Source organism: Pseudomonas spelaei, from assembly GCF_009724245.1.
Taxonomy (GTDB): domain Bacteria; phylum Pseudomonadota; class Gammaproteobacteria; order Pseudomonadales; family Pseudomonadaceae; genus Aquipseudomonas; species Aquipseudomonas spelaei.
The window spans coordinates 98,119-113,095 of sequence record NZ_WNNK01000021.1; the positions used below are offsets into that span (position 1 = coordinate 98,119).

The window sequence follows — 14,977 nt, forward strand, 5'->3', positions numbered from 1 at the left end:
CCCAAGTGTGCCAGGACCACCGCTGACGAGCCGCCATCCCCCCGTAGATACAAGCCGTTGTCTGAATTAGTCGACATGCGCCCACGTCATCCGAAATGACGCACCGCCCCACTCCGAATCCAGCACTTCAACCTGCCCGCCATGCCACTGGCTGACCCGCTTCACCAACGCCAACCCGAGGCCGAAGCCACCGGTACGGCGGTCACGGCTGGCATCCAGGCGCAGGAAGGGTTCGAAGATCTTCGCCCGGCCATCCAGCGGCACTCCAGGACCATCATCGTTAACCCGCACTTCATAGCCTGCGCCAAACTTCACCAACGACACCTCAACGCGATGGTCGGCATAACGAATGGCATTACGCAGCAGGTTAATCACTGCCCGCGCCATGAAACGCGGTTCAATGCGGATGTAGTCGACTTCACAGGTACGCAACAGCAACTGCACCCCAGCCGCTTCCGCCTCCAGGGCGACACTGCCAATCACGCTGTCGAGCCAGCTGTGCGCCTCGATATTTTCCCGCGTGACCTGCGTGGCGCCACGCTCAAGGCTGGCGTAGGTCAACAGTTCCGAGACCATTTCTTCCAACTCGCCCAGGTCAGCGTACATATCAGCAATCAGTGCGCGGCTCTGCCGTGGGTCGGCCTGTTGTTTCAACTGATCCAGCTCGAACGACAACCGCGCAATCGGCGTACGCAGCTCGTGGGAAACCGCGTTGGTCAATTCCCGCTGGTTGGCGATCAGGCTTTCGATGCGCTCGGCCATCTGGTTAAAGTGCCCGGCCAATTCGCGCACGGTGGAGCGCCGTGGCAAGAGGATCCGCGACCCCAGGTCATTATCACCAAAACGCTGGGCCGCCAGGCGGATGTGTTCCAGATCGCGCCAATGGGGGCGAACCCAGAAATACAGGACCAGCGCCAGGCTCACACCGAGGAAGCCATAGGCCCACAGGTACAGCCATTTGGGCTCTTCCGGCAGCTTGACATTAAGCAGTTGCGGGCCGCCGTCGATATCGGCAATGAACTCCATGAAGTCCCCACGTACCACCACCTGCCCAGCGGCCAACAGTTGCTGCTCGCGCTCGGTCAACCCCGCCGAACTGCGCGGCATCAACGCCAGATGCAGCCCGTAATGGGTTTGCAGCTCGGCCAGGCGGCCGGCACGCGCGGCATCAGGCACCGGCCGCAGTTGCTCCACTACGCCATACATCGGCCCACGCATTGCCTCGCGGTTATAGGTCTCGTTGGCCTCAGGCATCAGCTCATCGAAGGTAAAGTTCACCAGCCAGATCGCCCCCGCCAGCCCCAGGGCCAGAATCACATACAGGCGTAGAAACAGCCGTAACATCTAGACCTCCCAGGCGAACGGATTGAACAAATAGCCCTTGCCCCAGATGGTCTTGATGCACACCGGCTCCCTGGGATTATCATTAAGTTTGCCGCGCAGCTTGCTGATGTAGACGTCGACGCTGCGGTTGAGCCCATCGAAGGCAATCCCGCGCATGCGGTTGAGGATGTCATCACGGGAGAGGATTTTCCCGGCGCTGCTGGCCAGCAACCACAGCAGTTCGAACTCCATGGTGGTCAGGTCGACTTTCTCGTCACCCAGGCTCACCACTCGGCAACTGCGGTCGATGGACAGCCGGCCAAACTCCAGGGAACCGCGCACGGTCGGCTCCGGCACCTGGCGCCGCTGCAAGGCACGCAGACGCGCCAGCAGCACGGGCGGCTTGATCGGTTTGATCACATAATCGTCGGCACCGGACTCCAGGCCCAGGATATGGTCCAGGTCATCTTCCTTGGCGGTGAGGATTACGATGGGGGTGTCGGAGACATTGCGAATCTCGCGGCACACATGCAGGCCACTCTGGCCAGGCAACATCAAGTCGAGCACGACGATCTTGGGCTTGAACTCCAGGAAGGCGGCCAGCGCCAGATCGCCACGGTGTACCGCCAACACCTCGAAACCATGCTGGGAAAGGAAATGCGCGATCAGCCCTGCCAGCTTCTGATCGTCCTCAACGAGCAAGACCTTGCCAAGACCCAAGTTTTCCATAAATTCCCAGTGTGCTAACGCAGATTGAAGTGGGCGTATTATAGGCGTCAGCGCAGGTGGTTAAGAGCATGTAGCCATCATTGAATGCAGGTTTTCGACGAAGCTTCATGCTTTTAAGAGTTTTTAACAAATCCAGCGCACTCTTTAACGAGACATTGTCCGCAGTCTGCGTAACGTCAGGCTGGCACGCCGCTGTGAAAGCGGAACTCGACGTCCGGTGATTCGATCAGTTCCTGCTCTGCCGCCCGCACTCGGTCAATGACCTGGGCAATGTCCTTGGCGTCGCCGTACTGATAGGCCAGCTTCAAATAACCCTGGAAATGCCGCGCCTCGCTTTTCAGCAGGCCGAAGTAGAACTTGCCGAGTTCTTCGTCCAAATGTGGCACCAATGCTTCGAAACGCTCGCAACTGCGGGCTTCGATAAAGGCGCCGACCACCAGAGTATCCACCAGCTTGACCGGTTCATGGCTGCGTACCACTTTGCGCAAACCTGATGCATACCGGCTGGCCGACAGTTGGCGTAACTCGATCTTGCGCTTTTTCATCAGGCGCATGACTTGCTCGTGGTGCACCAGCTCTTCCCGGGCCAGGCGCGACATCAGGTTGATCAAGTCAACATGGGAGTGATACTTGGCGATCAGGCTCAAGGCGGTGCTGGCGGCCTTGAATTCGCAGTTCTTGTGGTCGATCAGCAGGGTTTCCTGATCCGCCAGTGCGGCCTGGACCCAGCCATCCGGCGTACGGCAGCCGAGGAATTCATGAATTTGCGGCAGGTTCATCGGGTCACTTCCGGCACAACAACAAGGGTCAAGAACATGAGGCTCACGGATAAAGGTTCACAGCGAAGGGCGCCGATTATACCGAGCGCGCCGCAGACCACCAGCCACCGGCCTTGATGCACGTCAACATGACGTCTGGCGAGCAGCAACTATAGTTGTTCCAGGCCCCTTTTCCGGAGATCCCGACCATGCAAGCCATCCGCAGCATCCTGGTGATTATCGAGCCCGAGCATTCGGAAAGCCTGGCCCTCAAGCGCGCCAAGCTGATCGCCGGCGTGACTGGCGCGCACCTGCACTTGCTGGTCTGCGATAAAAAGCATGAGCATTCGGCGATGTTGAGCCTGCTCAAGTCCGGCCTGCAGGAGGACGGCTACAGCGTCACCACCGAGCAGGCCTGGAATGACAGCCTGCATGAAACCATCATCGATGTGCAGCAGGCTGAGGGCTGCGGCCTGGTGGTCAAGCAGCACTTCCCTGACAGCCCGTTGAAAAAGGCCCTGCTGACACCGGCTGACTGGAAGCTGATGCGTTACTGCCCGACTCCGGTGTTGCTGGTCAAGACCGTCACGCCCTGGGCCGGCGGCGTCATCCTGGCAGCCATCGACGTGGGCAACACCGACAGCGAGCATCAAGCGCTGCACAACACCATCGTCGACCATGGCTTTGATATCGCCAGGCTGGCCAAGGCCCAGTTGCATGTAATCAGCGCCCATCCGTCGCCAATGCTCTCGGCGGCGGACCCGGTGTTCCAGCTCAAGGAGACCATCGAAGCCCGCTACCGCGAGCAATGCAAGGCATTCCAGGCCGAATTCGATATCGATGACCTTCACCTGCACATCGAAGAAGGCCCGGCGGATGTGCTGATTCCCCATGCGGCGCATGTATGGCAGGCGGCGGTCACCATCATCGGCACGGTGGCGCGTACCGGGCTCTCGGGGGCATTGATCGGCAATACTGCGGAGGTGGTACTGGATGCGCTGGAAAGTGATGTACTGGTGCTCAAACCCCAGGAGCTGATGGATCATCTGGAGGAACTCGCCACCAAACCCTGAAGATCTGCACGTGTAGCCGTTATCGCAGGCAAGCCAGCTCCCACATTTTGATCTGCGTCAGTCAGTTCCCCAGCGCGTCCTTGAGAAACCCGGGCGCGATATAGCGCTGGTAGTGGGCTTCGGAAAGGATGAAAAATTCCCGATCAATGGCATCCCGCAGCTCGGGCAGGTTCCAGTCGCGAAACTCCGGCATCAGCACCATGCCGTAGGCCTCCAGGTTCGTGATGACCCGCGCACCACGCGCGATCAACTGGTAGGCCCAGCAGTACTCCGACTGATGAGGGACAAAGCGGATTTTTCGCTGTTCCAACTGCCAACGCAGCATTTTCGGGTCGAACACTTCCAGTTTGCCGGCCATCACCTGCACCAACAGTTGCTCCAGCCTGAGCCACACCGCGCGTTTTTCTTCCTCGTTGTAGCCGTTCCACTGGATCACTTCATGGTGGAACCGCTTGCAGCCCCGGCACACAAGATCGCCGTAGACCGTGGAACACAGGCCGACGCAGGGGGTTTTGATCGTTTGGTTGGACATGGGCAACAACGCGCCAATCAGAAACAGTTGCCCATATTAGCCCTTTGTCTAAGGTTCATCACCCCGCAAACTTGGCGCAGCAACTTACGTTTAGAAATTTTTTGCCGTAGAATCACCCGGCCTTGTAAGGCGCCAATAATCCATTGGAAGCTGTTTTCAAAGCGTCACGAGCACAGTCGTTCCTTCAGAACGGTGTTGGCGACGGTTATTTACCCCATAAATAGCCAGCGCCAACCCTCATCAGCTCCGTTCTGCAGGCGTAAAACTTTGAAAGCAGCTTCTGTGAGAAATGCCGGCAGCGCTGGCTCTACGGCCCAAAAGGCCCCCGAGCGCATGCGTGCCGTGCATGTCTGGATGAGCGTCCCGTGGGACCACTGATGAGGGTAATAACTGTGCTTGAAGCCTACCGCAAACATATCGAAGAGCGTGCAGCCCTGGGTATCGTTCCCCAGCCGCTTAACGCCGAACAAACTGCAGGCCTGGTCGAGCTGCTGAAAAATCCCCCGGCTGGCGAAGAAGCTTTCCTCGTTGACCTGATCACCAACCGCATTCCACCAGGCGTTGACGAGGCTGCCTACGTCAAGGCCGGTTTCCTGTCTGCCCTGGCCAAGGGCGAAGCTACTTCCCCCCTGATCGACAAGAAACGCGCTGTTGAACTGCTTGGCACCATGCAAGGCGGCTATAACATCGTGACTTTGGTCGAGCTGCTGGACGACGCCGAGCTGGCGCCTGTCGCGGCCGCCCAACTCAAGCACACCCTGCTGATGTTCGATGCGTTCCACGACGTCGCGGAAAAAGCCAAGAACGGCAACCAGCACGCCAAAGACGTGATCCAGTCCTGGGCCGACGGCGAGTGGTTCAAGAACCGCCCTGTCCTGGCCGACAAGATCAGCCTGCGCGTGTTCAAGGTCACCGGCGAAACCAACACCGACGACCTGTCCCCTGCCCCGGATGCCTGGTCCCGTCCGGACATCCCGCTGCACGCCCTGGCCATGCTGAAAATGGCCCGCGAAGGCATCGTGCCTGACGTCCAAGGCGTCACCGGCCCGATGAAACAGATCGAAGAAATGCGCGGCCAAGGCTTCCCGATCGCCTACGTCGGTGACGTGGTCGGTACCGGTTCGTCGCGTAAATCGGCCACCAACTCGGTGCTGTGGTTCTTCGGCGACGACGTTCCCAATGTCCCGAACAAGCGCGCTGGCGGCTTCTGCTTCGGCAGCAAGATCGCTCCCATCTTCTACAACACCATGGAAGATGCCGGCGCACTGCCAATCGAATTCGACGTCACCAACATGAACATGGGCGACGTGATCGACCTGTACCCGCATGCTGGCAAAGTCACCAAGCACAACAGCGATGAAGTCCTGACCACCTTCGAAATGAAGACCCCGGTGCTGTTGGACGAAGTCCGTGCTGGCGGTCGTATCCCGCTGATCATCGGCCGTGGCCTGACCGAGAAGGCTCGCGTTGAGCTGGGTCTGCCACCGTCGACCCTGTTCAAGCTGCCGGAAGCGCCGGCTGAAAGCGACAAGGGCTACACCCTGGCGCAGAAAATGGTCGGCAAGGCATGCGGCGTGGCCGGCGTTCGTCCAGGCACCTACTGCGAACCGAAGATGACCACCGTCGGCTCCCAGGACACCACCGGTCCAATGACCCGTGATGAACTCAAAGACCTGGCGTGCCTGGGCTTCTCCACCGATCTGGTGATGCAGTCGTTCTGCCACACCGCGGCCTATCCAAAGCCGATCGACGTGACCACCCACCACACCCTGCCTGACTTCATCATGACCCGTGGCGGTGTATCGCTGCGTCCGGGTGACGGCATCATCCACAGCTGGCTGAACCGTATGCTGCTGCCGGATACCGTCGGTACCGGTGGTGACTCCCACACCCGTTTCCCAATGGGCATCTCGTTCCCAGCCGGTTCCGGCCTGGTAGCGTTTGCCGCCGCCACTGGCGTTATGCCGCTGGACATGCCGGAATCGATCCTGGTGCGCTTCAAAGGCGAAATGCAACCGGGTATCACCCTGCGTGACCTGGTTCATGCCATTCCTTACTACGCGATCCAGGCTGGCCTGCTGACCGTAGAGAAGAAAGGCAAGAAGAACGCCTTCTCCGGCCGCATCCTCGAAATCGAAGGCCTGGACAACCTGAGCATCGAGCAGGCTTTCGAGCTGTCCGACGCTTCGGCCGAACGTTCGGCTGCCGGTTGCACCATCAAGCTGTCGAAAGAATCGATCACCGAGTACCTGAACTCCAACATCACCCTGCTGCGCTGGATGATCGGCGAAGGCTACGGCGATGCGCGTACCCTGGAACGTCGCGCCCAAGCGATGGAAGCCTGGGTTGCCAACCCTGAGCTGATGGTGGCCGATGCCGACGCCGAATACGCCGAAATCATCGAGATCGACCTGGCCGACATCAAGGAGCCTGTGCTCTGCGCGCCAAACGATCCGGATGACGCCCGTCTGCTGTCTTCGGTACAAGGCGAGAAGATCGACGAAGTGTTCATCGGTTCGTGCATGACCAACATCGGTCACTTCCGCGCTGCCGGTAAGCTGCTGGAACAGGTCAAGGGTCAGCTGCCAACCCGTCTGTGGCTGTCGCCGCCGACCAAGATGGACGCTCACCAGTTGACCGAAGAAGGCTACTACGGCATCTACGGCAAGGCTGGTGCGCGCATGGAAATGCCGGGCTGCTCGCTGTGCATGGGTAACCAGGCGCGCGTTGAACCGAACTCCACCGTGGTGTCGACGTCGACCCGTAACTTCCCGAACCGTCTGGGTGATGGCGCGAACGTCTACCTGGCTTCGGCCGAGCTGGCATCGGTTGCGTCCATCCTGGGTCGCCTGCCGACCGTCGAGGAGTACATGGCCTACGCGAAGGAAATCAACACCATGGCCAGCGATGTGTATCGCTACCTGAGTTTTGACCAGATCGCTGAGTTCCGTGAAGCGGCTGCAAACGCCAACATTCCGGTGGTTCAAGCCTAAGGTTTGTTGATGTAGAAGGCGCCGCGTATCGCAAGGTACGCGGCGTTTTTTTATGCCTGGAAGAAAGTTGTTGCCTGCTCCGGCCCCATCGCGGGCAAGCCCGGCTCCCACATTTGAAATGCGTACCCCTGTGGGAGCCGGGCTTGCCCGCGATGGGGCCGGACCAAACGACACCAACCTTGCAGATATAAAAAAGGCCAACCCGCAACGCGGATCGGCCTTTATCAGCTCCTGAACCCAGAAAGCTTTACGCTACAAACGAATACACCAACGCCGTAATCGCCACCAGGCCTACCGCCGTCACAAACACATTCGATGCCTGCCCACGGTACTTGGCCATGGCCGGCACCTTGCGAATGGCGTACATCGGCATCAAGAACAGGATCGACGCAATGATCGGCCCGCCCAGGGTCTCGATCATGCCCAGGATGCTTGGGTTGAGCGTGGCGACGATCCAGCACACCACCAGCATGAAGGCTGCGGTCATGCGGTCCAGAGCCTTGGGCCCGGGACGGCGGCCGCTCTTGACGATCAGGCCCTTCAGGCCTTCGCTGGCACCGATGTAGTGGCCCAGGAACGACTTGGCAATGGCCACGAACGCAATCAACGGCGCGGCAAACGCGATGGTCGGGTTGCTGAAGTGGTTGGCCAGGTAGGACAGGATCGACAGGTTCTGCGCCTTGGCTTCGGCCAATTGCGCTGGCGACAGGGTCAGCACGCAACTGAAGACGAAGAACAGCACCATCGCCACCATCAGCAGGTGGGCGCGGGACAGGATCTGCGAGCTGCGCTCTTCGGCGTGTTCACCATAACGACGCTTCTGGTCAACGGCAAAGGCCGAGATGATCGGCGAATGGTTGAACGAGAACACCATCACCGGAATCGCCAGCCACAGCGTGTGCAGCAAGGCCGACGGCGCCGGCAGCGTGCTGGCGGTGCTGAGGATGCCGCCGTTCCAGTGAGGAACCAGGAACACCGCCAGGAACAGCAAGGCGACGATAAACGGATACACCATCAGGCTCATGGCCTTGACGATCACCTGCTCGCCACAACGCACTACGGCCAGCAGGCCGAGGATCAGTACAAACGACAGAATCGCCCGTGGCGGCGGCGTGATGTGCAGTTGGTGTTCAAGGAAACTGCCGACGGTGTTGGTCAGGGCGACGCTGTAGATCAGCAGGATCGGGAAGATCGCAAAGAAGTACAGCAAGGTGATCAGCGCACCGGCCTTGATCCCGAAATGCTCTTCAACCACTTCGGTGATGTCCGAACCTTCACGGCCCGAGAGCACGAAGCGGGTCAGGCCACGGTGCGCATAGAACGTCATCGGAAAGGCCAGGACCGCCAGCACCAACAGCGGCCAGAAGCCGCCCAGGCCTGCGTTGATGGGCAAAAACAAGGTACCGGCGCCGATGGCCGTGCCGAACAGGCCAAGCATCCAGGTGGTGTCCTGGCGGCTCCAGCTTGTGAGGGTTGCAGGTGTCGTTGCGTAGCGTTCGTCGACGCTATTGGCCTGATCATTCATCCGGTCGGATCTCCGCATTCCGGTTCATTGCCACACAGTGGGGGACGGCTCGGAAAAGTCCGATAGACAGCGCCCTCACCGTAACAGGGGCGCGATTGTCCGGGATTCGCTTGAATAAGCAAAGACTTAGCTGAGGAATGGTTGTGCGGTGCAGGTATCCGAAGGTGGCTGGCACGTTGACAGCACCGAGCCAGGCCAAGCATGATCGGCCCATGAACATTCTTCAGCTGGCCCTCACCCGTACCACCACCACGACCGCTTCTGGCGGGTCGTGCGGTGGTTGTGAGTGGCGCTTGAGCTAAACCAAGTCACCCGCAACACCCAAGGCCCCGCCAGCAATGGACGGGGCCTTTTCTTGCTCTGTCCACCTGGCAACACGATGGAGCAACCTCATGCATGACGCCAAACGCACCGCCCTGCTGATTATTGATATGCAAGTCGGCCTGTACGATGGGCCGGAAAAACCGTTCGACCGTGAGCGGGTACTCGACACCATCAACCAGTTGATTCATCGCGCCCGGCGAGCAGGTATCCCAGTCTACGCTGCCCGTCATACAGGCCCGACCGGTTCTCCCATCGAAGCCGGTAGTCCGCTCTGGCAGCTATGGCCAGCACTGGACGTTGATGAAGCTCAGGACACGGTCTTCAACAAAACCCACCCCAGTTGCTTTCTGGGCACTCATTTGGCCCAGCAACTGGCGGCAGCGCAGATCAATGATCTGGTGCTTGTCGGAATGAAGACCCAGTACTGCATCGACACGACTTGCCGGGTAGCGGTAGAACTGGGCTTTTCGGTAGTGCTGCCGGAAGACGGCCACACGTGCATGGACACCCCGGTGTTATCGGCCGAGACGATTATCGAGCATCACAATGCAACCCTGTCCGGGGCATTTGTGAAATGCGTCAAGGCGGCAGAGGTCTGGGCCTGACATCCAGATCATGGATGCACGCAGGGAGATATTTACCCTGCGCGCATCAGATTTTTCTTCATCAGACGCGGGATTCAGGCCAAGGAAATGTCGCATACTGACGCCATCAAAGCCTTCAGGAAGAGCCTTCGCATGCCCATCACTGTTCTGGTCCTGGTTGAAACCATCAACGACTACCTGCCGCTCATCGAAGGCAATGGCTTTCACGTGATCCTGGCCCCCACGCCAGCCGAACGCGCCCTGGCGATCAAGGCCCACGGCGGGCAAATCCAGGCGGTGCTGACCCGTGGGCCGCTGGGTCTGTACGCCGAGGAAATCGCCGCCCTGCCGTTGCTGGAAATCATCTGTGTGATTGGCGCCGGCTACGAGCACGTAGACCTGCAGGCCGCCAGTAACCGAGGGATTGTGGTGACCAATGGCGCCGGGGTGAATGCACCGTCGGTAGCCGATCACGCCATGGCGTTGCTGTTGTCGCTGGTGCGGGATATTCCCCGGGCAGACGCAGCGGTGCGACGCAGCGAATGGCCCAAGGTCATGCGCCCTTCCCTGTCGGGAAAACAGCTGGGCATTCTCGGGCTGGGCGCGGTGGGCATGGAGATTGCCAAACGCGCAGCACTGGGTTTCGGCATGGAAGTCAGCTACCACAGCCGCCAACCCCGGGATGATGTGGACTACACCTACTGCTCGACCCCGCTGGAGCTGGCACGAGCCTCGGACTTTCTGATCCTGGCCACCCCCGGCGGCGCCACGACACGGCACTTGATCGACCGCCAGGCCCTGGACGCTCTGGGGCCCCACGGTTTTCTGGTGAACATCGCCCGGGGCAGTGTGATTGTCACCGCCGACTTGATCAGCGCCCTGGAGCAACGACGCATCGGCGGCGCGGCGCTGGATGTGTTCGATGATGAGCCCCAGGTGCCAGATGCCCTCAAGCACCTGAGCAATACCGTGCTGACGCCCCATGTCGCCGGTTTGTCGCCCGAGGCAGCTCATGACACGGTGCAACGGGTGGCGGATAACCTGATGGAATACTTCGCAGGCCGCCCCGTATTGACCCCGGTGGCACTGCCACCCGCGAACTGAAACTGTCGAAAACCTTTATCGAAACAAATAATGGCTCATGGCCAGCAACTTTCCAGATCTTGACTACACTGCTTCCGGGGAACCTCAGGACGCCGGTGCAGGACTGGCGAAGGACGCAGTATGTTTCGCCATGGATCAGGCCCGGCCCGCCAACGCGGTGTGATCGGGCTGATGGGCGCGCTGACCCTCGGACTCGCGCTGTTGTTGCTGTTGGTCGTGGTCGATAGCGGTCGGTTGTACCTGGAAAAACGCAAGTTGCAGCGGGTCGTCGATACGGCGGCCCTGGAAGCCGTGAGCCGTGGCGGTACCTGCGCCGCCCCGGCCAATAACGCGGTGGTGTTTGCCCGGGAAAGCGCTGCGCGCAATAACTTTACCCTCGACGATAACCGCACCTTGACCATTGCCTGCGGCACGCTGGTCACGGGCGCCAGCTTCCTGCGCACCTTCAATGCCGATCCGCTCAAGGCCGACGCCATTCAGGTCATCGCCAAGCATCGCGTCACCACCAGTATTGCCGGTGGCATCCGCGCCTTGTTCACTACCGGCCGTGCTGATCTCACGACGCAACTGACGGCGGTTGCGGTGGCTGCTGTGCCCTTGCCGCCAATGGCGACACTGACGGTACGCAGTACCTTGCTGACTGTGGACAGCAGCAAGTCCGAAATCTTGAATGGACTGATCGGCGGACTGCTGGGCGGCAAGTTGAAGATCGACGCCCTGGGCTGGCAAGGCCTGATCAACACCGACATCAACCTGCTCAGCTACCTCGACGCCCTGGCCATTGAACTGCACGTCAGTGCCGGCAACTACGACAAGTTGCTCAATACCGACGCCACCGTGGGCCAACTGATCCAGGCTGCCATTGATGTGCTTCAACGAGGTGGCGACGGGATCAAGGTGATCATCAACAGCCTGGAGGCCATCAAGCTGATCGCGGCCGGCACCGAGATCCTGCACCTCAAGGACTTGCTGAACATCCAGGCCGGCCTCGACAAGGCAGCCCTCGATGTGAACCTGCAACTGTTCAACCTGATCCAGGGCTTTGTACAACTGTCGAACAAGGAAAGTGCCGTGGCCGCAGAATTGCCAGTGAATGTGCTGGGGTTGCTCGGCGTAAAGGTTCAGACCAAGGTCATATCGCCGCCTCAAGTCTCGGCGATCGGCAACCCGGAACTGGCCAGGAAGGACCCGCGCGGACCGAATCAAATCTATGTACGCACAGCGCAGGTCAGGACGCTGGTCACCGTGGACCTGCCCATCGTTGGGGTAGTGAACGATCTTCTCGACGGTACCATTGGCCTATTGAATGCGTTGCTGGGTAACTCGGACTCCAGGATCAGCCTGAAAATCGGCCAACACCTCAATGTTGCCCTGGAGGCCGCCAGCGGCAGCAGCTATGTCACAGACTACAGCTGTACAGACCCACAGAAAAAATCACTGTCCGTGGTCGGTACCACATCAGCCGTTCGCCTGATGATTGGCCAGATTGACCCCGCCAATCTGTTCTCCTCCAGCAAAGACCTGAGCGTCGACGAGTTCCCGGTGGTGGATGTCGGCATGATCACCTGTGCAGGCAGCAAGCCCTGTACCCGCCAAGCCTTTACCGGAGGCGGCCTGGGCCTGAAAATCGACAGTCCCATCGCTCAAACCAGCAAGCCCCATGTGTTCGACATGCCGCCGGAGGTCAAGCAACCGCCAAGTTTCTACAGCTTCACCGCCAACAACGTGGTCGGCAGCCTCAGCAGCACCCTCGCCGGTATCAAGTTCATCAGTCATGTACCGATCGTCGACAGCCTTCTGAGCCTGCTGCTGGGGGTTGTCACAGGCCTGCTGAGCGGTGTGCTGAACCTGTTGAGTGGCCTTATCTCCGGCGTCCTCGGCCCCCTGCTCGACCCTATCGTCAACAACCTCCTCGCCGGCCTGGGCATCGACCTGGCAAAAGTCGAAATCGGTGCCAACCTGTCCTGCAACCCCGGTGGTCGTGCGGTCCTGGTGATCTGAGTCTTCAGGCACATCAGGAACACTGATCATCGGCCAACACGCTAGCCTATTAAGCCGCCCCGACCTTGTGGCCGGGCGGCTGCGCGCATTAGATTAGCCAATAGTCCAAGGCCTTTAGAATAAGCAGAAGGGATAAGCATGGCGCTTAACGACCAATCGACCCGGATTCGCCCAGGCGAAGAACTTGATGTCAGCCTCATCGATCCCTACCTCAAGGCCCATATCCCGGGCCTCGATGGCACCCCTAAAATCAGCCAGTTCCCGGGTGGCGCGTCCAACCTGACCTACCTGCTGGAATACCCGGGCCAGGAGTTCGTCCTGCGTCGCCCGCCCTTTGGCCACAAGGCCAAGTCCGCCCATGACATGGGCCGCGAATACCGGATTCTCAATCAGCTCAAGGACGGTTTCCCGTACTGCCCCAAGGCCTATGTGCACTGCACCGACGAATCGGTGATCGGCGCCGAGTTCTATGTGATGGAGCGGGTCAACGGCATCATCCTGCGCTCGGACCTGCCGCCGGAACTCGGCCTGGACGCGGCCAAGACCGAAGCCTTGTGCAAAAGCTTTATCGACAAGTTTGTCGAGCTGCACCAGGTGGACTACACCGCCTGCGGCCTGGCCGACCTGGGCAAGCCTGAAGGTTACGTCGAACGGCAGATTCGCGGCTGGAGCGACCGCTACGAAAAAGCCCTGACCCCCGATGCGCCCAGTTGGGAAACCGTACGCGCCTGGCTCAACGACAAGATGCCCGCCGACCACCCCACGTCCAGCATCGTGCACAACGACTACCGCTTCGATAACGTGATCCTCGACCCGCACAACCCGATGCAGATCATCGGCGTGCTGGATTGGGAACTGACCACCCTGGGCGACCCGTTGATGGACCTGGGCAACACCCTCGCCTACTGGATCGAAGCCGGCGACCCCGCCCCCGTGCAATTGACCCGCCGCCAGCCGAGCAATGCGCCAGGGATGCTCACCCGCCGCCAGTTCGTCGATTACTACGCCGAACGCTCAGGCGTCCAGATCGACAATTTCGACTTCTACTACACCTACGGCCTGTTCCGCCTGGCCGGCATCGTGCAGCAGATCTACTACCGCTTCTTCCATGGCCAGACCCAGGACAAACGCTTTGCGCAGTTCATCCAGATGAACAAGCTGCTGGAGCAAATGAGCCTGAGCGTCATCGGCAAATCCGCGCTCTGACCCACAAGGAACCACCATGTCCAAGACCCAGTTGTTCGACCTCGACGGCAAGATTGCTTTCGTTTCCGGCGCCAGCCGCGGTATCGGCGAGGCCATTGCCAAGCTGTTGGCCCAGCAAGGCGCGCATGTGATCGTCTCCAGCCGCAAGATCGACGGCTGCCAACACGTCGCCGACGCAATCATCGCCGACGGTGGCAAGGCCACGGCGATTGCCTGCCATATCGGCGAGATGGAGCAGATCACCCAGGTGTTTGCCGGCATCCGCGAACAGTTCGGGCGCCTGGATATCCTGGTCAACAACGCCGCCACCAACCCGCAGTTCTGCAACGTGCTGGACACCGACCTCGGCGCGTTCCAGAAAACCGTCGACGTGAACATCCGTGGCTACTTCTTCATGTCGGTGGAAGCCGGCAAGCTGATGCGTGAAAACGGCGGTGGCAGCATCATCAACGTGGCGTCGATCAACGGCATTTCGCCGGGGCACTTCCAGGGCATCTACTCGGTGACCAAGGCCGCAGTGATCAACATGACGAAAGTGTTCGCCAAGGAATGCGCGCAGTTCGGCATTCGTTGCAACGCGCTGCTGCCCGGCCTGACCGACACCAAGTTCGCCTCGGCCCTGGTGAAGAACGATTCGATCCTGAAAATGGCCCTGCAACAGATCCCACTCAAGCGCGTGGCTGCGCCGAGTGAAATGGCGGGTGCCGTGCTGTACCTGGCCAGTGATGCGTCGAGCTACACCACAGGTGTATCGCTGAATGTGGACGGCGGTTTCCTGTCCTGACTTGTCTTGGAGCGCTCCTGTAACGGCGGCTTGCGGTAATC

12 protein-coding genes are annotated in these 14,977 nt (G+C 59.9%); 7 read left to right on the plus strand and 5 right to left on the minus strand.

The window, feature by feature from the left end:
- Positions 1 to 66: 66 nt before the first annotated feature.
- The 3 genes from GNF76_RS22340 to GNF76_RS22350 form a co-directional block, all read right to left on the minus strand.
- Positions 67 to 1,344: an ATP-binding protein gene (locus tag GNF76_RS22340; protein ID WP_155585245.1), complete on the minus strand. Its 1,278-nt coding sequence runs from the start codon at positions 1,342 to 1,344 to the stop codon at positions 67 to 69.
- Positions 1,345 to 2,052 carry a winged helix-turn-helix domain-containing protein gene (locus GNF76_RS22345; RefSeq protein WP_155585246.1) on the minus strand — a complete coding sequence of 236 codons (708 nt, stop codon included), beginning with the start codon at positions 2,050 to 2,052 and terminating at the stop codon, positions 1,345 to 1,347.
- A 176-nt stretch (positions 2,053 to 2,228) separates the two neighbouring features.
- A complete protein-coding gene (locus GNF76_RS22350) occupies positions 2,229 to 2,831 on the minus strand; it encodes a MiaE family protein (protein WP_155585247.1) in 603 nt (200 codons plus the stop codon).
- A 188-nt stretch (positions 2,832 to 3,019) separates the two neighbouring features.
- Here GNF76_RS22350 and GNF76_RS22355 point away from each other — a divergent pair, with 188 nt between their 5' ends.
- The gene (locus tag GNF76_RS22355) at positions 3,020 to 3,883 is read left to right on the plus strand and encodes a universal stress protein (protein ID WP_155585248.1); all 864 of its coding nucleotides are present in this window, start codon (positions 3,020 to 3,022) and stop codon (positions 3,881 to 3,883) included.
- 61 nt (positions 3,884 to 3,944) lie between these two features.
- On the opposite strand, the gene GNF76_RS22360 is transcribed toward GNF76_RS22355, so the two are convergent.
- The gene (locus tag GNF76_RS22360) at positions 3,945 to 4,415 is read right to left on the minus strand and encodes a DUF1289 domain-containing protein (protein WP_155585249.1); all 471 of its coding nucleotides are present in this window, start codon (positions 4,413 to 4,415) and stop codon (positions 3,945 to 3,947) included.
- Between the two features lie 392 nt (positions 4,416 to 4,807).
- Here GNF76_RS22360 and acnB point away from each other — a divergent pair, with 392 nt between their 5' ends.
- Positions 4,808 to 7,408, plus strand: a complete 2,601-nt coding sequence (gene acnB, locus GNF76_RS22365) for a bifunctional aconitate hydratase 2/2-methylisocitrate dehydratase (RefSeq protein ID WP_178123494.1) — start codon at positions 4,808 to 4,810, stop codon at positions 7,406 to 7,408.
- A gap of 247 nt (positions 7,409 to 7,655) precedes the next feature.
- Here the strand turns inward: acnB and GNF76_RS22370 are convergent, their stop codons facing one another.
- A complete protein-coding gene (locus GNF76_RS22370) occupies positions 7,656 to 8,933 on the minus strand; it encodes an HAAAP family serine/threonine permease (RefSeq protein WP_155585251.1) in 1,278 nt (425 codons plus the stop codon).
- Between the two features lie 392 nt (positions 8,934 to 9,325).
- Here GNF76_RS22370 and GNF76_RS22375 point away from each other — a divergent pair, with 392 nt between their 5' ends.
- The 5 genes from GNF76_RS22375 (at position 9,326) to GNF76_RS22395 (ending at position 14,936) form a co-directional block, all read left to right on the plus strand.
- Complete coding sequence (locus GNF76_RS22375) at positions 9,326 to 9,862, plus strand: cysteine hydrolase family protein (RefSeq protein WP_155585252.1); 537 nt, start codon at positions 9,326 to 9,328, stop codon at positions 9,860 to 9,862.
- 132 nt (positions 9,863 to 9,994) lie between these two features.
- Entirely contained in the window at positions 9,995 to 10,945 is a 951-nt protein-coding gene (locus tag GNF76_RS22380) for a 2-hydroxyacid dehydrogenase (RefSeq protein ID WP_155585253.1), read from the plus strand.
- Positions 10,946 to 11,065: 120 nt separating this feature from the next.
- Positions 11,066 to 12,946 carry a pilus assembly protein TadG-related protein gene (locus GNF76_RS22385; RefSeq protein WP_155585254.1) on the plus strand — a complete coding sequence of 627 codons (1,881 nt, stop codon included), beginning with the start codon at positions 11,066 to 11,068 and terminating at the stop codon, positions 12,944 to 12,946.
- Between the two features lie 138 nt (positions 12,947 to 13,084).
- Positions 13,085 to 14,152 carry a phosphotransferase family protein gene (locus tag GNF76_RS22390; protein ID WP_155585255.1) on the plus strand — a complete coding sequence of 356 codons (1,068 nt, stop codon included), beginning with the start codon at positions 13,085 to 13,087 and terminating at the stop codon, positions 14,150 to 14,152.
- A gap of 16 nt (positions 14,153 to 14,168) precedes the next feature.
- Positions 14,169 to 14,936, plus strand: a complete 768-nt coding sequence (locus tag GNF76_RS22395; RefSeq protein ID WP_155585256.1) for an SDR family oxidoreductase — start codon at positions 14,169 to 14,171, stop codon at positions 14,934 to 14,936.
- The last annotated feature ends 41 nt before the right edge of the window (positions 14,937 to 14,977 follow it).

Bases quoted from the DNA above. Each gene is read 5' to 3' on its own strand.
- GNF76_RS22360 (WP_155585249.1), bottom strand. From the start codon at position 4,415: ATGTCCAACCAAACGATCAAAACCCCCTGCGTCGGCCTGTGTTCCACG.
- GNF76_RS22340 (WP_155585245.1), bottom strand. From the start codon at position 1,344: ATGTTACGGCTGTTTCTACGCCTGTATGTGATTCTGGCCCTGGGGCTG.
- GNF76_RS22370 (WP_155585251.1), bottom strand. From the start codon at position 8,933: ATGAATGATCAGGCCAATAGCGTCGACGAACGCTACGCAACGACACCT.
- GNF76_RS22380 (WP_155585253.1), top strand. From the start codon at position 9,995: ATGCCCATCACTGTTCTGGTCCTGGTTGAAACCATCAACGACTACCTG.
- GNF76_RS22385 (WP_155585254.1), top strand. From the start codon at position 11,066: ATGTTTCGCCATGGATCAGGCCCGGCCCGCCAACGCGGTGTGATCGGG.
- GNF76_RS22390 (WP_155585255.1), top strand. From the start codon at position 13,085: ATGGCGCTTAACGACCAATCGACCCGGATTCGCCCAGGCGAAGAACTT.
- GNF76_RS22375 (WP_155585252.1), top strand. From the start codon at position 9,326: ATGCATGACGCCAAACGCACCGCCCTGCTGATTATTGATATGCAAGTC.
- GNF76_RS22395 (WP_155585256.1), top strand. From the start codon at position 14,169: ATGTCCAAGACCCAGTTGTTCGACCTCGACGGCAAGATTGCTTTCGTT.
- GNF76_RS22350 (WP_155585247.1), bottom strand. From the start codon at position 2,831: ATGAACCTGCCGCAAATTCATGAATTCCTCGGCTGCCGTACGCCGGAT.
- GNF76_RS22355 (WP_155585248.1), top strand. From the start codon at position 3,020: ATGCAAGCCATCCGCAGCATCCTGGTGATTATCGAGCCCGAGCATTCG.
- GNF76_RS22345 (WP_155585246.1), bottom strand. From the start codon at position 2,052: ATGGAAAACTTGGGTCTTGGCAAGGTCTTGCTCGTTGAGGACGATCAG.